The organism is Microbulbifer maximicatervae (SeqCode) (assembly GCF_052468155.1).
In genome coordinates this window covers 245,556-267,369 of sequence record NZ_CP174335.1, presented here as the reverse complement: position 1 = coordinate 267,369, position 21,814 = coordinate 245,556, and the positions used below count along the sequence as shown (strand labels likewise).

At 46.8% G+C, this 21,814-nt stretch carries 13 protein-coding genes and 3 tRNA genes; 9 read left to right on the top strand and 7 right to left on the bottom strand.

Annotated elements, in window-relative coordinates; all coding sequences use genetic code 11:
• Positions 1-817: 817 nt before the first annotated feature.
• From ACJJIY_RS01105 to ACJJIY_RS01090, 4 genes are all read right to left on the bottom strand, one after another.
• The gene (locus ACJJIY_RS01105) at positions 818-2,122 is read right to left on the bottom strand and encodes a hypothetical protein (RefSeq protein ID WP_445358922.1); all 1,305 of its coding nucleotides are present in this window, start codon (positions 2,120-2,122) and stop codon (positions 818-820) included.
• Between the two features lie 628 nt (positions 2,123-2,750).
• A complete protein-coding gene (locus tag ACJJIY_RS01100; RefSeq protein ID WP_445358921.1) occupies positions 2,751-4,049 on the bottom strand; it encodes a hypothetical protein in 1,299 nt (432 codons plus the stop codon).
• A 71-nt stretch (positions 4,050-4,120) separates the two neighbouring features.
• The gene (locus ACJJIY_RS01095) at positions 4,121-5,545 is read right to left on the bottom strand and encodes a hypothetical protein (protein WP_445358920.1); all 1,425 of its coding nucleotides are present in this window, start codon (positions 5,543-5,545) and stop codon (positions 4,121-4,123) included.
• 554 nt (positions 5,546-6,099) lie between these two features.
• Positions 6,100-7,395 (bottom strand): hypothetical protein, encoded by a 1,296-nt coding sequence (locus ACJJIY_RS01090; RefSeq protein ID WP_445358919.1) that lies wholly within the window; start codon positions 7,393-7,395, stop codon positions 6,100-6,102.
• Positions 7,396-8,702: 1,307 nt separating this feature from the next.
• Between ACJJIY_RS01090 and ACJJIY_RS01085 the strand changes: the two genes are divergently transcribed.
• Positions 8,703-10,091 carry an MFS transporter gene (locus ACJJIY_RS01085; RefSeq protein WP_445359686.1) on the top strand — a complete coding sequence of 463 codons (1,389 nt, stop codon included), beginning with the start codon at positions 8,703-8,705 and terminating at the stop codon, positions 10,089-10,091.
• Between the two features lie 35 nt (positions 10,092-10,126).
• On the opposite strand, the gene ACJJIY_RS01080 is transcribed toward ACJJIY_RS01085, so the two are convergent.
• Positions 10,127-11,338, bottom strand: coding sequence for a hypothetical protein (locus ACJJIY_RS01080; RefSeq protein ID WP_444907372.1), 1,212 nt, complete (start codon positions 11,336-11,338; stop codon positions 10,127-10,129).
• 810 nt (positions 11,339-12,148) lie between these two features.
• Between ACJJIY_RS01080 and ACJJIY_RS01075 the strand changes: the two genes are divergently transcribed.
• Positions 12,149-13,309: an NnrS family protein gene (locus ACJJIY_RS01075; protein WP_445358918.1), complete on the top strand. Its 1,161-nt coding sequence runs from the start codon at positions 12,149-12,151 to the stop codon at positions 13,307-13,309.
• Positions 13,310-13,391: 82 nt separating this feature from the next.
• Here the strand turns inward: ACJJIY_RS01075 and ACJJIY_RS01070 are convergent, their stop codons facing one another.
• Together ACJJIY_RS01070 and ACJJIY_RS01065 are read right to left on the bottom strand one after the other, a co-directional pair.
• Positions 13,392-13,814, bottom strand: coding sequence for a GFA family protein (locus ACJJIY_RS01070; protein ID WP_445358917.1), 423 nt, complete (start codon positions 13,812-13,814; stop codon positions 13,392-13,394).
• A gap of 87 nt (positions 13,815-13,901) precedes the next feature.
• Positions 13,902-14,693, bottom strand: coding sequence for a PhzF family protein (locus tag ACJJIY_RS01065; RefSeq protein ID WP_445358916.1), 792 nt, complete (start codon positions 14,691-14,693; stop codon positions 13,902-13,904).
• 194 nt (positions 14,694-14,887) lie between these two features.
• Here ACJJIY_RS01065 and ubiM point away from each other — a divergent pair, with 194 nt between their 5' ends.
• From ubiM to infB, 7 genes are all read left to right on the top strand, one after another.
• Positions 14,888-16,054, top strand: coding sequence for a 5-demethoxyubiquinol-8 5-hydroxylase UbiM (gene ubiM, locus ACJJIY_RS01060; RefSeq protein ID WP_445358915.1), 1,167 nt, complete (start codon positions 14,888-14,890; stop codon positions 16,052-16,054).
• Positions 16,055-16,342: 288 nt separating this feature from the next.
• Positions 16,343-16,419: transfer RNA gene (locus ACJJIY_RS01055), tRNA-Met, on the top strand.
• Positions 16,420-16,457: 38 nt separating this feature from the next.
• Positions 16,458-16,534: transfer RNA gene (locus tag ACJJIY_RS01050), tRNA-Met, on the top strand.
• A 37-nt stretch (positions 16,535-16,571) separates the two neighbouring features.
• Positions 16,572-16,648 (top strand) — tRNA-Met (locus ACJJIY_RS01045).
• A gap of 136 nt (positions 16,649-16,784) precedes the next feature.
• Positions 16,785-17,249 (top strand): ribosome maturation factor RimP, encoded by a 465-nt coding sequence (gene rimP / locus ACJJIY_RS01040; protein WP_108734364.1) that lies wholly within the window; start codon positions 16,785-16,787, stop codon positions 17,247-17,249.
• A gap of 42 nt (positions 17,250-17,291) precedes the next feature.
• Positions 17,292-18,794 (top strand): transcription termination factor NusA, encoded by a 1,503-nt coding sequence (gene nusA / locus ACJJIY_RS01035; protein WP_413663186.1) that lies wholly within the window; start codon positions 17,292-17,294, stop codon positions 18,792-18,794.
• 64 nt (positions 18,795-18,858) lie between these two features.
• On the top strand, positions 18,859-21,753 hold the full coding sequence (gene infB / locus ACJJIY_RS01030; protein WP_413663185.1) for a translation initiation factor IF-2: 2,895 nt from the start codon (positions 18,859-18,861) through the stop codon (positions 21,751-21,753).
• Positions 21,754-21,814: the final 61 nt, after the last annotated feature.

Genomic DNA, 21,814 nt, shown 5'->3' with positions numbered 1-21,814 from the left:
AAACAGGCTTGTTACATATTTAAATTGAGTAGGTACAAGCTTAAATGAATATCATTAATGTCCATTTCTATCTGGAGCTGATAGCAGGTTGGCGCTATAGAGATCAATATTTGCTTGGGGAAACTTCAGAACTGGCAAAAGAAATTTTCCGAAACTGACTAATCGGCATTAATACTTAGCTATGCCTGTTATTGATCAAAGCCGAACACGCTTAAGATATCACCAAATATGGACTACAAATTGTGCGATTACTAAATGCATGCTTACTGTCTAATTGTCCTTTAAACCTCCTGAAATCTATTAATGCCGGGTAGAGCTATTTAATCTTCTACCCTACCTATATATGATTACTGCCTTTGGTTTCCCTGAGTATGTTGAAAGTTTGGTAAAAGTATTGATGAAGCATGAGTCTTTTCAATGAGAGATAAGTGTGTAACTGCTAGTAATAAAGTTTACTTCCAGTGAGTTAGGCCAACTGATATTTTTTGCACTATAATTTTTCTCTTCTAGAATGGATCAAAATTTATCTGGTTGTGAATAATTTTAAATCTAGATAGAGGTTGCAGTCCTAGCTTATGAAAGCTTTAGGCTAACCCTGTTGCCTTGATTTATCAGGAAGATTATCCGGGGATAAACTTACACCCTTTTTTAACAGAAAAAATGATACCAAGCAGAAGCATTTGGTATCATCGACTACATATAAAGAAATTCACGTCTTAAGTGGAGTAAATGATATGAGCATTTCTCCTAATGCATGTCCTTTATGAATGGTCATGTATTCCGCTACTTTGTGTACTTTGAGCTAATAGTGGGTGAGTTACTGCATGATATTACCACTATTGTTTTCGCCAAACTGCGTCACAGTGGATGAGGCAGATGGATTTGCCTGCATAGCCTGTAGAAAATTATTGTTACCATTTTGTGTAAGTGTGGCAACACTACTCATGCCGGTCTGATCAAGGTCAATTTCATTAAGTGTGCCACTCTGATTGGTATCGGCAGAAATTGAATCACCATCCTGAATAATAGAAAGTACGTTCTGTATTCCTGTTTGCACGCCAAGAAGGATGTTAGATATCCCTGTTTGCCCCGCCAGGGCCATATTTTGTTCACCATTTTGAAAAAGAGTTAATACTCCCAAGTCGCTCATAATTTGGAAGGCAATTGCTTCATTCGCAATACCTATTTGAGTGACCTCTACAGTACCATTACTACTAGAGGAATGGCCTGCGCCACCAACTATATTTTGGTCGCCTATTTGTGTGAAGGAGGCGCTAACATTATCGCTGGAGTTTATCGATATGCTACCTAAATTGTCAGTGCCGGTTTGCTGGATAAATGTATGGCTCTGTGTGCTATCAATTTGGCTTGAACTTCCTAAATTTAAACTTCCCACTTGATTAGAAAAGGTACTGCCGAAGCTACTATTTAAATTACTGGCTCCCCCTAGATTATCATCGCCACTTTGAATGACCGTGCTCGTCATAAATTGAGAGCCACTAACTTGCCCAACTCCCCCATTGTTCAGCGATCCATCCTGTAAGATGACAATACTGTTGTTCTCCGCATCGAAACTTGCGCCTGGAGAACTCGTATTTTGAGATCCGCTTTGGTTTACCAATATGGAATTGTTACTTGAATTGAAGGCATGAGCAGTAAAAGTTTCATTGTCTGTTCCTATCTGTATAACATTGGTAATATTAGACATGGAATTAAAATTATTGGTAGAGGTGAAATTCAATTCACCACTTTGAAAAATGAAATTGGTGCTCGCGGTGTCATTTAACATAGAGGAATCAACTTCGTTATTGTTACCTATCTGTATGACTGAGTAGGTTGTGTTGGTGCTATTTTCCTGGCTCGCTATGGCTAAGTTTCCATCTCCAATCTGGGTCTGACTGATCACTGAATTATTGCTATTTATGATTTGTTCCGCCTCAGCAGTATTGTTATCACCATTTTGGGTTTGCATAATTAGGTTGTTGGTAACGGTGGGGTCACTTTGATCCCCCATGGCGGTGTTATTGTTACCATTTTGATTGACTATGTAGGTGTTGCTCGCTTGTGCTAGCTGTATTAAAGCAAGGGTTGACAGCCCGACAATAGTGGCTTTGATTTTCATTGTTGAATTCCTTTTCAAGTTAGGTTCTGGTTGAGATTTGGTTTAGTTAGTGACTTAGGTTTGAATATCATCGTTGAGGCTGCTTACTTTAATGATTTCAATACGTTTTCATTGGCAATGAAAGTTTGAAGTGCCAGAGTGCAGTCATTACAGTTGAGTCCGGTTACTAACAATTGTAGTGATGTAATTATTTCCCATGTTTAATTGAAGCTCCCCCTATGTGGAATTTCTAATTTGAACGGAAATTAATAAGCCCTATGAAGCTTCCTTCTTTGAGGGCCCATTATAGTATTGTCAATGTCACTGCTATTGAATATGGGAGTAAAGCACTGAAATTCTGGGAAGAAAATATTGAAAATGCAGATATTAATAGTGAAAGGTGTATCCGTATAAATTTTGGATATCTTGATTCTGGGCCGTGACAAGTTTTGCAATCAATATGTATCAAAGAAGAAGGTTGTATTTATCTTCTAGATGTAAAGGCTGTCAAGAAAATTTATAAGTTAGAAGTATGAGTTGTTGTGTTAATGACCTGCTCCTGTTAATGCCCTTGATGAATTACTAGCTTGCAGAAGTTTGGACATTTCGTGAGAGTGGGCTAATCGCTAGATCAGCCCAAAATCTAATTTTACTGCAAAATAGTGCTGCTATTATTGTCACCAGTTTGTGAAACTGTAGCAGTTGATGAAGTGTTCAGTTGCATTGAATCCAGCAAATTACTATTGCCATTCTGGGAAAAAAAAGCGTCGTTATCCTGACCCATTTGTACTGAGTTAATCGTGTTTAACATACCATCTTGATTTATATCGGCTATCAATAAATCGCCGTCCTGATCTAAATCTATTGTATTTTGATTGCCAACTTGCTCTGCATCCACAGTATTGGTTGATCCTGTCTGGAAACTAGAGATAAAGTTTTGGTCTCCAATCTGGTAGAGATTTGCATCACTATCGTTACTAAAAAAATGAAAACCGGTTGCCTCATTGCTAGCGCCAAGCTGAACTAGCATGGCGGAATCATTGACGCTATTAATTTGCACAAAACTTCCAGTGTTTTGATTGCCCATCTGAGTTATATTAATAAATCCATTGGTGGTTGCGTCCTGAATAAGTGCACCAACAATATTATCATTGCCTATTTGATTACTAATACCCTGGCTAAGTGTGCTATTGGTATGCACCGGGGAGGATAAATTGGCGTTGCCAGACTGAATCATTGTCACGCTACCAGAAGTACTTCCTCCACTAAAGATATTTCCAAGATTATCGTCACCAGTTTGAATGATTGTGCTACTCATAAATTGTGATGAGTCTGTCTGTGAGGCGCCGACTGAATTGAAGTTACCTGTTTGCTGAATAGCTATAGATGTATTTGCTGCACTATTAAAACTGGCTGCGCTGGCCGAATTTTGAATGCCGTTTTGGGTCACTGTAATGCTATTATTTGCTCCTCCTGAATTTTGGACGACCGAGCTGAAATTATCGGTTCCTTGCTGAAATACAATGCTGGTATTAAAGCTTGAAGTGTTATTGATTATATTAGTGGAATTTAATATCCCAAACTGTGAGATAATATTGCCATTAAAGTTGTCATTAATTTGGCTTGTGACAACTTCGTTGTTGTCCCCTACCTGCGTGGCGTTAACAGTACCATTGGTACTGTTATCTTGAGTACTGAGTGTATTGTTTAAGTTACCTTGCTGACTATGAATAATGACCCCATTAGCATTGCTGTTGATTTGTTCTGCTTCAGCGGTATTATTGTCTCCAATTTGAGTCTGGGAAATTAAATTGTTGCTGATTGTTGGATCGCTCTGGTCGCCAATGGCGGTATTGCCTGCACCAACCTGATTAACGATATATGTATTGTTGGCATAGGCGCTAATACAAATGCTGAAGAGGGTTGGGATTAATAGTATATTCTTCATGATAATTACATATTTAGATCGATTTAGGTTGCTATCAAGTAGCCGTGTAAAAAGTATGCCTACTTGAATAACTACTGCAGATATGTCGCACTGTTGTTATCTCCCAGCTGGGTGACACTAATGGTATCGCTAAAGCCGGTCTGCGTTACCATTAGGAAATTGCTATTGCCATCTTGGGATAATGTAGCAATATCTGACGATCCACTTTGAGTCAGATCTATTTCGTTGAGATTGCCGCTCTGGTTAAGCGTGGCTGAAATACTGTCACCATCTTGGAGGGAATTAATCAGGTTGTCCTCACCATCTTGTGAGGCGTAAAGATCGGCGTTTAAGTTGGTTTGCTCCGCATTTATAGTGTTTAATTCACTCATTTGAATTATCTCAGCCGAGTGGTTGGAACCGGTCTGTGTCAATTCCGCATCATTGCCATTACCAATTTGGCTGATGGAGTAGTTATTATCAGATACAGATTGCAGGTTAACAAAAATGTCATTGTTATCACCTTGCTGTAGGTTGGAGCCGACACTGTTATTGGCATTGTCATCTGAGGAGCTAAAGGAATTGTCATTTCCATATTGCTCAACTGTAGTAAATTGATCAGAACTTTGGCTTCGTACGGTAAATCCTACATTAAAATTTCCCACTTGTGTTACTTGAACTGTAGTGTTTGAGCTGCCGTCATCATCTCCTCCTCCACCGCTATTATCGTCACCCATTTGAAAAACACTGATACTGCTATTGAAGCTATCCGTTTGACCCGATGTGCCGACGTTTCTATCGCCAATAGAAACTACATTCAGAAATGCCGAATCCATATTAGTCTGTCCCGATGAACCAATATTATCGGTGCCAATCATGGTAAATTGCATCGAGCTATTGGTAGAGTCTCTTTGCAGTGAACTGCCAACACTACTTGTGCCGCTAATAGTGTAAATCATTGAAGTATTAGAAGTATTTTCCTGTAAGGAACTACCTATATTGTCTGTTCCCATAATGGTAAAACTCATTAAGGTGCTCGTTGTATTTTCCTGAATAGAGCCAGCACCATTATTTGTACCCATAAGGGTATTTATCATAGTTGTACTAGTAGCGCCTTCCTGCCTTGAGCTGCCAGAATTATCGGTACCGATATATGTCTCTTGCATTACACTATTGCTGGTTGATATTTGGTCCGTTCTTGCACTATTATTGTCACCTATCAAAGTAATGACGGCTGAAGAACTGCTGCTTCCATCTTGCTCACTATCTGCGGAATTGTTGTTGCCCTGCTGGGTTTGGATAATGGTTCCATTGCTGGTGGCATTGAATTGTATTGCCTCGGCATCGTTATTGTCTCCAATCTGTGTCTGCGAGATTAGACTGTCAGTGGCACCAGTTTGGTCCCCCATGGCCATATTTCCGGTTCCCTCTTGATTGACAATATAAGTATTGTCACCGTATGCAATACCGGAAATGGCTAACGCTAAGGCAGTGATTGCAAAGGCTGATGTTTTCATAAATGATTCCTTTCATTTAATGAGTTATGGATGGCGTTAAGAGCGGTAGATCTCTTGCTTCTATAAAGGTAATTAACGCATGAAACTTCTGTAGCCCAGTTAAATTTTAATGAGCGCTAGGTAAGAAGTTTAAAGGCCCAAAATAGTGAGGGAAGTAGTGAGAATGCTTGCTTGCACTGATCCCAAGCCATTTTTTGGCATTAATGCTTGGAGATGCCGAGGCCATGTTCATTTTTGCTTCGGTTAAAGTAAAATATTTATTCCTGTTTTTTTACCTGTATTGGGTGATTTTACTATTCATTTAATTTGCTCCTGTTTGGTTTGTCGGTTGATCAACCTATGGTGAAGTGATGAATGATCCCTACTTACGGTATCGCTTTTAGTATTGTTAATAAATAAGATAATTGGTATGAGATAAAAGCACTGAGATACTAGTAAAAAAGTCTGATTTATATAGTAATTTCATTGCAGATTTATATTTATGTTTGGTAGTGGATAGAATATGTATGGTTAGGAGGAGCCCATATATGAGTATATGGGCTTCCATTAACTAGTTATTGTGTAAAAGTGGCACTATTGTTGTCACCCAACTGGGTAACATTGATGCTATCGCTAAATCCGGTTTGGGTAACACTTAGAAAGTTGTTGTTACCGTCCTGAGATAGAGTGGCAGTGTCCTGTTGTCCACTTTGGGTGAGATCTATTTCATTCAGGGTGCCTGCCTGACTTAGTGTTGCCATTTCACTGTCCCCATCCTGCAGTGAATTGATCAGGTTGTCCTCACCGTTTTGTAGAGCGTACAGATCGTTATCAAAGCTTTGTTGATCTGCATTTATCTCATTTAAATCACTCATCTGAATGATCTCAGCAGTGTGACTTGATCCAGACTGGGTAAGAAATACCATATTTCCATCACCGATCTGTGATATGTAATAGGCGTTATCAGATACCGTCTGTAATAGGGCAAGACTAGTATTGCCATTTCCTTGCTGTAGGACCGTTCCAATACTATTGCTTGAGTCAATGGTTGCATTATCAAATAGGTTACCGTCTCCAAACTGCTCATACGTAGTGCTTTGACTAAAGCTATTAAAACGACCAAGTCCACCTATATTTGAGCTCCCAATTTGAGTAATTGTGGCTGTATTATTCGCACTGCCAATCTGCTCTCCAGCGGCCGCAAGATTACTATCCCCGGTTTGAAAGATCATTATCGTAGTGCTTGAGCTGACATTCTGGGTGGTGCTAACAAGATTATCGTCACCATAACTTTCAGCTACTAAAGTTGCGGAATCGGAGTCTTGTTGTACAGAGGAGCCAAGATTATCGTCACCTACAAAGGTAAAGCTCATTGAACTGTTGGAAACATTATTCTGAACTGAAAAGCCAAGATTGTCATTGCCTTCCATGATGTATATTAATGAGGTATCAGAAGTGGCATCCTGTGAGCCGCCTCCAGAATTATTATTCCCTGTTACATCCAATTGCATGAAGGAATTGCTGGTTGATGTTTGCGTGGGATCCATATCATTGCCGTCACCAAAGATAATGACCTCAATGATGGAGTCAGTGGTGGCATCTTGAGTGGCATCTGAAGTGTTATTATCCCCTTCTTGAAATTGAATAATAGTGCCGTTGGTATTGCCATTAGACTGGATGGTCTCAACATCACTATTATCCCCAATTTGAGTCTGTTCGATGAGGTTGTTAAATATAGAGGGATCACTTTGATCCCCTGAGGCTGTATTTCCCGTACCTTCTTGATAGAGAATATATTCATTGTCATCTGCATGAACCAGGCCACTTATGGCAAGGGATAGAGCGGTAACGGCTATAGGTAAGATCTTCACAAGTAACTCCTTTACTTCAACTCGCTATGGCGCTTTGATGGCGTCCACAGTACTTCCTGTACAACACAGGTGAAATCCATATCCAATCCCGTGTAATCGAACGTCGACCTACCATCCGTCGGGCATTGGAGGTTATTTGATCGGCCCTAAATGGTGAGAGAAGTAGTGAGACTGCTGACTTGCACTGGCTCCAAGCCATCGGCATTAATACCTGGCTATGCCGGGGCGGTGATCATTGGCGGCTTTATCTAAAAGGCTCAATGATTCCAAATTCTGGTGGGCATAAGTGCTCACCGTTTGTCATAGATATTTCTCCTCTGTAATCCGTTTGGTTGGGCTCTCCAAAAGTCGAAATCCAGCTCGTTTCAGATATTGGAGCCTTGGAAAAAGTATTGACCATGAGACTCCTCAGGGGAATGAGATAAAAACACTGAGATACTGGGACTAAAGTCGGAAAATATCTGATATTTTCAGTGTGTTAGGATGTGGCTGCTGGGAGGAGGGTTGGATGATAGATTCTGGGAGATAGCTGTCTGAACATACAAATTTCTAGAGATAGGCACATGGCTTTACTGCAGAGAAATCGCGGTATTATTACCAATTTAAGTAGTGGTGATGCTATCGTTCATTCCTGCCTGCGTGGGCATTATTTAATTGTTGTTGCCGTTAAATTGTGTTGCTTCAACGTTATTATTATCACCAATCTGAGCTTGATTTATTAAGTTGTTAGTGGTTGTTTGTTCAATTTGATCTTCAGTAGCAGTGTTGCCAGTTCTTACTTGGTTGATGAGTAAGTACTGTTCGCCAGGGCCTGATGGCCATGATTGATCGAGAGAATGGTAATGGCTAAAGATAGCACCTTGATGGGAAAATCCTGTCAGTCTTTGATTTTTGATTTATAAGAATTGGAGAAGGGGCCCCGCTCAAGCCTGTCGATCAATCCTGATTGATCATCGGCTGATAGCTTTAAATACTTCTGCTACCGGATACTGCTTTTTGGGTTGATCGATCTGCTTAACATGGAATGAGGATTAGTGAGACTGCGGACTTACACTGACATCAAGCCATTGTTGTTGGCATTAATGCTTGTCTATGCCTGAGCTGGGACCTAATCAGAGTATTGCGGAAGAAAGTAATTCTGGATATAGGAGAAAAGCACCGAGATTCTAGTAATAAAGTTTATGAGAACCCCATTGGTTCTAGGCTGTTACTTGGTGTTGCCTGATAATTTGCGCTGCAGTTGGTCCTTCATTGGTCCAAGCTTATATATCCATTGCATAACTTGCAAAGTGTGAAGTTTGGCATTTATGGCAGCCTCAAAGACCCCGCTATCGCGATCACAGATTATTGGCTTAACAGCATTGTCGTTGGCAGTCTTTTTGGTGGCCAATGATTTTACGGCCTTCTCCGTCGCTATCCCTGCAATGGAAAAACACTTTAACGCAGATATCTCCACCCTTCAGTGGGTGATTAACGGTTATGCATTGGTGTTCGGGATTTTTATAGTTACTGGCGGGCGCTTGGCGGATATGTTTGGTCGGCGCCGGCTATTTTTTGTTGGAACCTCAATCTTCGTCTTTTTCTCAGTTTTGGGTGGTCTGGCCGTCAATGAATGGATGCTGCTGGGAAGCCGGGCATTAATGGGTGTTGGTGGTGCTCTGATGTGGCCCGCTGTGCTCGGCATGACCTATCAGATCATGCCTGATGACCGCGCCGGTCAGGCAGGCGGTTTGATAATGACGGTGTGTGGCTTTGCGAACTCTGTAGGGCCACTGTTGGGTGGTTTCTTTACAGATTTTCTTAGCTGGCGCTGGATTTTTTTTATTAACTTACCCATCGCTTTGGCGGCAATGTTGGTGGGCTGGAAAGTAATTGAGGATGATAAGCCCGATGAGAGCAATGAAAAGGTTGACTATTGGGGGATGGCCTCATTATCAATTAGCCTTTTGGCTTTAATGTTATCTCTGGATTTTGTTATCGATGTAGGATTTAGAAGTCCTTTAGTGATTGGACTTTTAGTAACATCGGTGATTTTCTTTTTGGTATTTGCCTGGGTTGAGCCCCATACTCGCGCTGACCCGCTTATTCCCCCTGACGTTGCTACTAATTGGCGCTTTTTCTCCATCTGTTTGGTGACGTTGCTTCTTTCGGTCACCTTTGTATCTATGTTGCTTTATATTCCTCAATTTTTAATTAAGGAATTGAGCTATTCTGCGGTTTGGTCTGGTGCGGGTTTATTGCCGGTGATGATTACCTATGCGGTAGTCTCTTATATAGCGGGATGGTTGTATGAATTCTTGGGGGCTCGATTAATTTTAGCTGGGGCGGCGCTCTTTTTAGGTTTGGGAATGTTTTTGCTTTCTGGTCTAGTGGTTCATGATCACTATCTGCACCTGGTGCCAGGAATGCTCACCCTTGGCATAGGGTTAGGTTTATATTTTCCTACGATAACGACCACCGCTATTACCGTACTGGGGCCTGCCAGGGCAAGCTTGGCGGCGGCCTTAATTTATATGTTCCAAATTATCGGCGGTGCTATTGGTCTGGCGATGAATACAACGGTTGTTGCGATGGCTCCGGAATTATCTGAAGGTATTGATCGGGCATTTACTGTTAATGCGTGTTTGGCTGCTGCAGCACTGATTGTAAGTTTGCTGTTTGTGAAAGGGGATGTTTCCCAGAAAGAAAAAATCTGAGCAATAAATAATATGGTTTTTCTTAGCCTCTTTCTCTACTGTATGTATATCGCAGAATTGTTACTGCCAATCTGTGAAATGGAGATAGTAGCACCAAAACTCAATTGAATTACCTGGAGAAAGTTGTCTGTACCTAGTTGTAGTAGCTCTGCACTATTAAAGCTGCCGGTTTGAGTGAGATTGATAGTGTTTAGCTCACCCAGTTGAATGATGTCCGCATCATCAATATAACCAGACTGCGTTGAACTTACTTGATTCTGTAGGCCTTGTTGCAGCAACTGTAGTCTTGCACTAAAGCCATCTTGAATGGCTATTAATGTATTTTGATCAAATTCCTGGTCTATAGCTGCCTCAGAGGCTGATCCACTTTGACTAATATCAGCACTATTATCCGATCCACTTTGTGTGACAACACTACTGGCCCCTTCAATAGCGAGTTGTATTGACGTGGCGCTATTACTTGTTCCTGTTTGTGTTATCTCGGAAAAATTATTGATGTTTATCTGGTTGATTGTGGACCCGTTGTTTGTTCCACTTTGAGATGTAAAGGCCTGGTTGTTTTGAGCAAGATTAACAATTATAGAAGCGCGATTACTCTGTCCTTGCTGGATGGAACTGTTAAATCCCTGAATAGAGTTGCTTGTTTGGATGCTAGTAGCACTGGAATCTGTAAGTTGTACTATTGAGTTGGTATTAAAGGCGCCGTTAGTATTTGTTATCCGGGCAGTGTTGTTATTGCCAAATTGTTGAATTTGATTATTGGTTCCCAGAGACTGTATCAGGATAATTCTAGTATCAATATTCTGGCTTCCACTTTGGATAATACTGGCAGAGTTTGCTATGCCACTTTCTTTATCGATAATCTCAGCTCTATTAAAATTACCTAACTGGCTAATAGAGACATCACTAAGAGCAACATCATCTTGGATAGATTCCGAAAAATTTAGGGTTCCTATCTGCGAGATGTTAGCAGTTGTACCAGTGGAAAGGTTTTGTATGCTCGTAATTTGATTTAGGGATTGTTCCTGACTGATGCTTATAGTGCTAAACAGTGTACTTGTCTGTGAGGTTTCGGCCTTGTTGAGAACATTAAGCTGGGAGACTGATGTCGTGCTACCCAGGCTGCTGGATTGGACTGACATTAGCTCGTTTGATACGCCTCTCTGCAACTGGATAATAGATCCTTCAGTATTGCCGTTGGATTGCTGAGCCACCACATTATTAAATTCACCATCTTGTGTTTGCATGATGAGATTGTTAATGATGGTTGGGTCGCTTTGGTCCCCTATAGCCCGATTGCCAATACCCTGTTGTGACAGGATATAAGTGTTGGTTGCGAGGGCCTGGCAGCAGAATAGTAAGGTTGATGCCGCGATAAGATAGCCTGGTATGAGCATAATTCCTCCACTGCACAGGCTGGCGTAAATCTTTAACTTAGGCTGTATCTTGCCGGCACTGGGCACCGTGTAATGATTGCCATATAAAATTATGGTGAAAATATAATGGTTTGTATATGAGAGATAAGTACTGAATTACTAGGGAAATAGGTTCAAGCTTTATTCCTGGTTGAGTGTTTGTTTATTGGTGGCTCCGTGTATGTTTCTGTAAATGGAAGTGCTTCCCAATTTGAGTAAACTTGTGAGATACTTCAAGTCCACTTCACCTTTGCCCAGTTTTTCCTGAAAATAGAAATAACCCTATAAAACGTGTGGTTTTTTCAGGTTATCTACACAGAAAAAGATTCTTCACCCCAGTTAGAATAATTCACAGACTACTCATTTTTTTGTTAACTATTTTTGTTAATTGAGTGAGAATAGGGCTCTTTTCCAATCCCTGGAAATGGAATCTCGGGCGATATCCCGCACTGATGCGGATGACTGAAAAGTCGGCGCTTTTGCCTAGGTTGCGGCGCCGCCGGACAGATAAACCCCTGTGTCCTGCTTTTTTTAGGACGCCTTTGATTCTCCAAGCAAAGCAGGCCTGTCGGGGTGGTCTTGTACTGCGAATTATTTGTGTAGGGAGCCTGGTGTTCCCGTAGTTGGTAAGGAGAATGGATTTTGATACCTATCGTTGACCGCGCGCGCGCGGAGTCTATTGCACCTATTTGGCGTATGCCGTTTCGCCCTTTTTTCTGGGGAGCTGCTCTGTGGAGTATGGTTGCCCTGGTTATCTGGCAGGGGCAGTTATTCGGTTGGCAGATGCCGGCTTTTCGAATGGGGGTAGTCTGGCACTCCCATGAGATGCTGTTTGGGTTCGCGGCTACCGTTGTTGTGGGTTTTCTCGGCACGGCCATGCAAACCTGGACTGGTATCCCCTCGCCTAAGGGAACCCAACTTATTGCTTTGGTCGGCCTGTGGCTCTTGGCCCGTTTGGGTTACCTGTTGGCGGCGGTCCCTATTTGGATGCCGGTGATTGCTGAAGTCTCCTTTTTCCTGTTCTCAGCGTTTTTGCTCGGAGCCAGGGTGTTGCGAACCAAGCAGTGGCGAAATATGTTTGTATTGCCTGCGATGCTGATGTTTGCTGCATTGTCCGCTAGCCACTGGTTGCTGCCAGGGGCACAGAGCCGAATCGCCTTGCTGGCTTTGCTGTTGGTGACGGCGATTATTCTGATAATCGGCGGGCGGGTTATACCCTTCTTTACGGCGCGCCGCTTTCACTTGAGCCCAAGAGATAAGATACCGGCTGTAGAGTGGGGTACCCATATTGCTGCGGTGGGCTTGTTACTGTCGGTGGCTGTTGGTTTGCCGCAAATGGTTTGGGCCTTTTTTGCGGTCTCTCTGGGTATTTTTCAGGTGATCCGGGTGGTGCGCTGGCACCCTACAAAAATATGGGCAGAACCGATGGTTTGGTCTCTGCATGTGAGCTACTGGTTGGTTATTTTGGGGTGTTTTCTCGCGGCTCTGGCCTGGAGCCAAATTGCCCCTTCCTGGCAGAGTCCCGCCTTGCACGCATTTGCCGTTGGCGGTATCGGCGGATTGATCTTGTCTATGACGAGTCGCGTCAGTCTCGGCCACACAGGTCGGATATTGAAGGCGCCGCGCTTGATGCCCCTGGCTTTTATGGCTCTGGCGTTATCTGCTCTCGCACGTGTTTTTTGGGCACCCGCCCCGAGTGGTTTACTCGCAGCAATTATTGCCTGGGTAGTCGGTTACACGCTTTTCCTGCTGTATTACACCCCGGTGCTATTCCAGCCGCGTGTTGACGGTCATCCCGGCTAATGCTCTCTATGTGACCTTCAGTTGCTGCGAGAAACCTTATCATCGCAGCAACTGTGGTCGAGTAAAGCCACCATTAACAGGTCTATTCAGAGTCCGCACTAGCCACCTGGGGTAGTTTGTCTACTTTAGGTACTGCTTCCAGTTCCCGATCCCACTCGGCTTTACTGCCCATAAAGATATGGGCATTAGGTCTTACATCTATTGGCCGGTCCAGGCTGCCAGCGGGAACCGCTAAGAGGCCAACTTCGGGATCTTCTCGTGGCACTGCGGAACCGCATTGGCCGCAAAAGCTTTTGCTGTGCCTCGTCCCTGCTAACTTAAAGGTTTTGACCTGTTCTGCACCGGATAGCCATTCAAGTTTCGCTGATGCAAAGAATAGGTTTGCTGCATGAGCTGAACCGGTATCTTTGCGGCAGTAACTACAGTGACAGAGAAAGAAGCCGCCAAAGTCACCTTCGATTTCGAAGTTAATAGTGCCACATAGGCACGATCCTTTTTGTTCCATTGCTCAATGCTCCTCTGTTTAGTTGTACCGATCGTAATTGGGGGAAATTGTGATTTATTTTGGATATCCCGGCGGATTTTCGGGGTATCAAACCCGTATGGTCCCGCTCAAATAGGGTACTGCTTTGCCTGAGATAATGACCCTGTCCCCGGCGATGGTGCAATTCAGCAGGCCGCCGCGCTTGGAGGCTTGATAAGCGATCAGCTCTTTCTTATCCAGAATTTGTGACCAGTAAGGGGTGAGCCCTGTGTGAATAGAACCGGTCACCGGATCTTCGGCACCACCATTGGATGGCCAAAAATATCGAGAGATAAAATCGTACTTATTGGATTTTGCTGTGACGACCACATCGTAGGGGGCGAGCTTTCGCAGGCTGCTCGCATCCTGCTGTACATCCAATACTTCTCGCTCACTATCGTAGATGGCAAAGTAAGCTTGGTTGTTAAGTAACACCTGACTTGGTGTTATTGAAAGCCCCTCCAGTAATTCTGGCGGTATGCGATCTATGGGTTGTGGCTCCCTTCGTGGGAAGTCCATGGAAATAATTCCATTTTCCCCTCGGCTTATTGTCATTTTGCCCACAGCGGCCGCATGGAGCTGGAGTTGCTCACATTGAGGGTTTTGAGAAAAAAGAACATGGGCTGACGCCAGGGTGGCATGACCACAAAAATCAATTTCCGTTAACGGTGAAAACCAGCGAATTCCATAACTGGTATCTGGGCGTTTTACCAGGAACGCGGTTTCGGAAAGGTTATTTTCTGCAGCGATGGACTGCATTAAATTTTCATCCAGCCAATTCTCAGTAACAACAACTCCTGCTGAATTTCCGTGAAAGACTTTGTCGGTAAAGGCGTTAATGAAATGAATTTTAAGTTCCATATTTGAACTCCATGGTGCTCCAGTTTTTCAGAAGCGCTGGTGGCGGGCGTGATATTTTATACCCCTAAAGTTCACCAATTTATACCTCTGTAGAGCGGCTTGGGATTGGCTTTAACCTGATCTGGATCAGTTTATCCCGGATGTGAGTCACTAGAGTGACTTGTATTTGTTGCGTGCAAATCAGGGGTGTGAAAATGACGGAGTCCGATGTAGCTATCGTAGGTGCTGGACCGGCGGGACTTTCCTTGGCGGTGATGCTCGCCCGCAAAGGGTGTCAGGTGGCAATTATTGAGCGCCAGGATAAGTCGGCGCTGTCCGCTCCCGTTGATGATGGCCGCGAGATTGCTCTGACACATAAATCCTACAAGCTGCTGCAAGAACTGGGGGCTTGGCAGAGATTATCCCCGGAAGAGATTAGCCCGCTAAATGCTGCCGAAGTAGTCGACGGCAATTCCCCTTCGACACTCCACTTTAGCCCGGGAGAGAGGGGGCCTCTGGGTTTTATTGTCTCCAACTCTGCAATCCGGCGAATCTTATATGAGGCAGTTTTGGAGACTGAGAATATAACGCTGCTCGATAACTCGACCGTTACCGGGATGACATTGAGTGGCGCTATGCGTCATCTTGAGTTGGCAGAGGGGGAGGGCGTGCGCGCTTCCCTGGTGGTTGCAGCCGACAGCCGTTTTTCTGAAGTGCGACGCATGGCGGGAATTGGCGCCGATATGCGCGACTTTGGCCGAGTGGCGATTGTCGGCCCTGTACGCACCGAATTAACCCACGATGGTATTGCCCGGGAGTGTTTCCGCTACGGCTCGACACTGGCGCTGTTGCCTTTGCCCAAGCCAAATATTTCATCGGCCGTGGTTACTGTTCCCGCCAGTCTCTCTGCCCAGATTATGGCGATGGGTAATGAAGAGTTTGCCGGGCACGTATCCCGCGAAAGCGCGTCCCAACTCGGCGGTGTCGAAGCTTTTGGTGGGCGCCACTGTTATCCATTGGTTGCGGTCTATGCACATCACTTTTTCACTGAGCGCTTTGCCTTGGTGGGAGATGCTGCTGTGGGGATGCATCCAGTGACCGCACATGGATTTAATTTGGGCTTGGCCGGTGCGGATACTTTGGCTCGTCAACTGGATAGTGTTAGCCGTCTATATAACCCGGCCAAGCTGACTCGGGCCTTGGCCCGTTACCAGATGCTGCACCGGGTTGAATCCAAGCCGATTTACTCTGGAACTAATAGGGTGGTGGATTTGTTTACTGACGATCGCCTGCCGGCCAAGTTGCTGCGCAAAATGGTGTTGCGGGTCAGTGATCGCTTTCCCCCAATTCGAAAAGCAATAGTGCACCAGTTAACTCGCTAGCTTATTCAGAGGCTTGTTAAGAGAGTTTTACTCTTCGTTCTTTTTATAAAAAGTACATGTGCAAGAAAGAAGACGGTATATGAAGGTGGTCTGCTTGCGGGATTTTCTTCCTTTTCTATACTGATTTGCGAGATGGTAGAGACGGCTTTACCCCCTCGGTGAAAACAAATGCCAATTACGGCTTGACTCACCGGGTCAGCACCAATAGAATGCGCAGCCTCTTGAGTGGTTGGGCTGGTCCCGCCGCAGGGAAACAAAGATCAACCAGGCTTTGTTTCTTGGAGTTGTTGCGGGGTGGAGCAGCCTGGTAGCTCGTCGGGCTCATAACCCGAAGGTCGTAGGTTCAAATCCTGCCCCCGCTACCAATTTTCCTTAGGGAAAAATTTGATTGCGCTTTTGTTGTTGCGGGGTGGAGCAGCCTGGTAGCTCGTCGGGCTCATAACCCGAAGGTCGTAGGTTCAAATCCTGCCCCCGCTACCAACTTTCCTTAGGGAAACTTTGATTGCGCTTTCGTTGTTGCGGGGTGGAGCAGCCTGGTAGCTCGTCGGGCTCATAACCCGAAGGTCGTAGGTTCAAATCCTGCCCCCGCTACCAAATTTTGCATTCGTGCACACTGACTGCGCGAATGTGCGGTCAAAGCCCCGTCAGGGGCTTTTTCGTATCTGCAAGAAAAGTTGCAGATATTTTTCGAAGTGGGCCGTAGGCCCATTTTTTGTATGTGGTGACGAGAATGGCGAGCAAACGCGAATTGCTGGAAGAGCTTCTGGCGCCGGTGGTGGCATCGCTGGGGTGTGAGTTGTGGGGTATTGAGTACCAAACCCACGGTCGCAACGCGCTGCTGCGCATTTATATCGACTCCGAAAACGGTATTTCCGTTGAGGATTGCGAGAAAGTGAGCCGCCAATCCAGTGCTGTACTGGATGTGGAAGATCCCATCAGTAGTAAGTACACACTTGAAGTCTCTTCCCCAGGGCTCGACCGCCCTCTTTATAAGCTGGCCCAGTACGAGCGCTTTATCGGCGCCCAGATTGAAGTTCGCCTGCGTATGCCTCTGGATGGGCAGCGTAAGTGGCGCGGACTGCTGGCCGGTGTAGAGGGTGATGAAGTGGTTCTGCGTGTAGATAGTGAAAACGAATACCTTTTGCCGATCGACAGTATCGAAAAAGCAAATATCATTCCCCAATTTACCAAATAACCTGTAGGAGCCTGAGCTCAGGCGATTTTGAGGCACAGTTGCATGAACAAAGAGATCTTGCTGGTAGCCGAGGCGGTATCCAACGAGAAGGGCGTTGACCAGGAGATTATTTTCCAGGCCATCGAAGCGGCATTGGCAACGGCCACGAAGAAGCGCTACGACGAAGATTCAACCATTGAGGTTATCATTGATCGTCGTTCAGGCGATTACGAGACTTTCCGCAGCTGGGAAGTGGTCGGTGATGAAGTCTTGGCTGAGTTGGGTACCCAGTTCACCCTGGAAGAAGCCCACGAAAAAGATGCTGACCTGAAAGCAGGTGACGTTTTCCGCGAGCAGGTGGAAAATGTAGAATTTGGACGTATCGCCGCACAGACCGCAAAGCAGGTCATCGTACAAAAGGTACGTGAAGCCGAGCGCGCCAAAGTTGTAGACGAGTACCGCGATCGCGTTGGCGAAATGGTTAGCGGCACTGTGAAGAAGGTGACCCGCGACTTTATCGCTGTAGACCTGGGTAATAACGCCGAAGCGCGCCTGCCCCGCGATCAGCTGGTTGGTCGCGAAATTTTCCGGCTCGGTGATCGCGTGCGCGCAATCCTGTTGGAAATCCAACCGGAAGCCCGCGGCCCTCAGCTGATGCTGAGCCGCTCCTGCCCGGAAATGATTGTCGAATTGTTCCGCATTGAAGTGCCGGAAATTTCCGAGCAGGTAATCGAAATTAAAGGCGCGGCTCGCGATCCCGGGCTGCGTGCAAAAATCGCTGTAAATACCAACGACGGTCGCATCGACCCGGTGGGTGCTTGTGTGGGCATGCGCGGCGCGCGTGTTCAGGCGGTATCCAACGAGCTGTCTGGTGAGCGCGTAGATATCGTTCTGTGGGACGAAAACCCCGCTCAGTTCGTTATCAATGCGATGGCGCCAGCAGAAATTGAATCCATCGTGGTCGACGAAGACACCGGTTCTATGGATGTAGCCGTGGCAGAGGAAAACCTCGCAATGGCTATCGGCCGCAGCGGCCAGAATGTGCGCTTGGCCTCCGAGCTTACCCAGTGGCAGATCAATGTCATGAGCAGTGACGAGTGGCAGAGCAAGCAGGAAGCCGAGTCCAGCTCCATCATGCAGGTGTTTATGGATCGCCTGGATATCGATGAAGACGTTGCTGGTGTGCTGGTTGAAGAGGGCTTTGCCTCTCTTGAAGAAGTAGCTTATGTACCCATCGAAGAGATGCTCGCAATTGAGGGCTTCGATGAGGATATCGCTGAGGAGCTGCGCGCCCGCGCCAAGGACACCCTGTTGACCCAAGCGCTGGCATCTGAAGAGAAGCTGGATGCATCTGAGCCCCAGGAAGACCTTTTGAATATGGACGGTATGGAGCGCCAGCTGGCATTCCAACTGGCCAGCCGTGGTATTTCCACGATGGAAGACCTGGCAGAGCAGGCTGTCGATGACCTGCTGGATATCGAAGGTCTCGACCAGGAGCGCGCTGCAGCGCTGATTATGAAGGCGCGTGAGCCCTGGTTTGCCGATGACAGCGGCGAAGAAGCTTAAATGCAGCGAAAAATAACTTACGTATAAGTAACCCCCTCCGACCAAGTGACTTTTAGGAGAGAGAATGGCCGAAGTAACAGTTAGTGAACTCGCCAAATCGGTTGGTGCCACCGAAGACCGTCTGCTCAAGCAGATGAAAGAAGCGGGTTTGCCTCACACCTCTGTGGATGCAGTGGTGTCAGACGAGGAAAAGCAGGTCTTGCTCAGTTTCCTGAAAAGCAGTCACGGGGAGCAGGGCGCCGCGCCGCGCAAGATCACCTTGAAGCGCAAAACCACAAGCACGCTGAAGACTGGCTCTGGCACCGGCCGCAAGACTGTGAATGTGGAAGTGCGCAAGAAGCGCACTTATGTGAAGCGCCCTCAAGCTGAGCTTGAAACCGTAGCGGCAGGCGAAGAATCGAGCAGCCCCGAGCAGGAAGCGGCAGTCGATGCCCTGCAAAATGAGCAGGAAAGACTGGAGGCCGAAGCCGAACGCGCTCGCGTAGAAGCCGAGGCAGAAGCTGCACGCCTAGCGGCGGAAGAAGAGGCGCTAGCCAAAGCCGAAGCCGAGGCGAAAGCCAAGGCTGAAGCCGAAGCGAAAGCCAAGGCCGAAGCAGAAGCAAAAGCCAAGGCTGAAGCCGAAGCGAAAGCAAGCAATGAAGTAAAAGCCGATCAAGATGCGGCTAAATCAGAGGATAAGACCGCGGAAAACGTAGTGAAAAAGGCAGAGCCCGCCGCACCAATCCGCTCAAGCTACTCAGACGATATCGAGGCAATGCGAATTGCCGCGATGGAGCGTCGCAAGCAGCAGGCTGAGCAGGAAAAGCGTGAACTTGAAGAGAAGAAAGCTAAAGTAGAAGCTGACCGACGCGCAGCCCAGGAAAAGAAAGAGAAAGCTGCACAAGCTGCACAGACAGCCAAGGCTAAGCCAGCACCGGCAAAAAGTGCTGAGAAGACCTCTGAGGTCAAGCCAGCTCTGCGTCGCAAGCTGGAGGCAGCATCCACTGCTCCCGCTGAAGCTGATCGCTCTGAGGATGAGCCGCGTAAACGTCGCGGTCGCCGCTCCAAGTCCGGCCCGAAAAAATCCAGCAAAACCGCTCTGTACGAACAGGCGCTGGAAGTATTTGAGGAAGACGAAGCATCCAAGCGCAGCACGCGCTCCCTGTCTCGTCCGACCTTGAAGGTTAAACCTACGCACGGCTTTAAAAGGCCCACGGAGAAACAGGTGTACGAAGTACAGTTGGGCGAAACCATCACTGTTGGCGAGCTGGCCAAACAGATGAATGTGAAAGCCGGTGACCTGATCAAGCGCCTGATGAAAATGGGCGAGATGGTTACTATCAACCAGAGCCTGGACCGTGAAACTGCACAGCTGATCATCGAAGAGATGGGCCATAAGGTGGTATTCCGCTCTGAGAGCGAGCTGGAGGAAGCGCTGGTTGCCGAGACCCAGGCCAGTGAAGGCACTGAGGTGTCCCGCGCACCAGTAGTTACCGTTATGGGTCACGTTGACCACGGTAAAACCTCCCTGCTGGACTACATCCGTAAGACCAAGGTGGCTTCCGGTGAGGCCGGTGGTATTACCCAGCACATCGGTGCTTACCGTGTGAAAACCAGCCAGGGCGAGATCGCTTTCCTGGATACCCCCGGACACGCCGCCTTTACTGCGATGCGCGCCCGTGGCGCCCAGGCGACTGACGTGGTTATCCTGGTGGTGGCTGCTGACGACGGTGTGATGCCGCAGACTGAAGAAGCTGTGAACCACGCCCGCGCTGCCGGTGTACCGCTGGTTGTTGCAATCAACAAGTGCGACAAAGAAGCTGCCGATCCCGATCGTGTTAAAAACGAGCTGGCTGCGAAAGATGTAATTCCTGAAGACTGGGGCGGTGATACCCAGTTTATCAATGTGTCTGCACACACTGGTGAAGGCATCGACGACCTGCTGGAAGCGATTTCCCTGCAAGCAGAGATGCTGGAGCTGAAGGCCAAGGTCAAGGTACCGGCAACAGGTGTTGTGATCGAATCCCGCCTGGAAAAAGGTCGCGGTGTTGTGGCCACCCTGCTGGTACAGAACGGCGAGCTGAAGCGCGGCGATATCGTACTGGCAGGCCAGAGCTACGGCCGTGTTCGTGCCATGACCAACGAGCTGGGCAAGCAGGTTAAAGAAGCTGGCCCTTCAACTCCGGTTGAGCTGCTGGGTCTGGACACCACACCCAACGCCGGTGACGAGTTCATGGTGGTTGCGGATGAGCGCAGAGCTCGTGAAGTAGCTGAACAGCGCGGTGATAAAGAGCGTCGTGAGCGCATGCAGCGCCAGCAGGCGGCCAAGCTGGAAAACATGTTTGCGAACATGGAAGCCGGCGAGCGCAAAGTACTGCCGGTTGTTATCAAAGCGGACGTTCGCGGCTCCCTGGAAGCTATCCTGGGCGCACTGGCGGATATCGGCAACGAAGAAGTTTCTGTCAACGTCGTGTCCAGCGGTGTGGGTGGTATCGCCGAGAACGATATCAACCTGGCCCTGACCTCCGGCGCTATCGTACTGGGCTTCAACACCCGTGCTGATGTGGCTGCCCGAAAGGTTGCTGAGACAGAAGGCGTAGAGATTCGTTACTACAGCGTGATCTACAACCTGCTCGACGAAGTGAAGCAGGCGCTGTCCGGTATGCTTGATCCGGAAATACGCGAAGAGATCGTGGGTATTGCCCAGGTTCGCGATGTGTTCCGCTCACCGAAGTTTGGCGCCATTGCCGGTTGTATGGTTACTGAAGGTACCGTCTACCGCAACAAGCCGATCCGCGTACTGCGCGACAACGTTGTGATCTACCAGGGCGAACTGGAATCCCTGCGTCGCTTCAAAGACGATGTGCAAGATGTGCGCAACGGCATGGAGTGTGGTATCGGGGTTAAGGACTACAACGACGTTAAGTCCGGTGACCAGATCGAAGTTTACGATATCGTTAAGGTTGCTCGCGAACTCTAAGGAGTTCCGCAGCGGATCGAGGATAAACCCGCGCGGCTTAGCCGTGCGGGTTTTCCTGTCT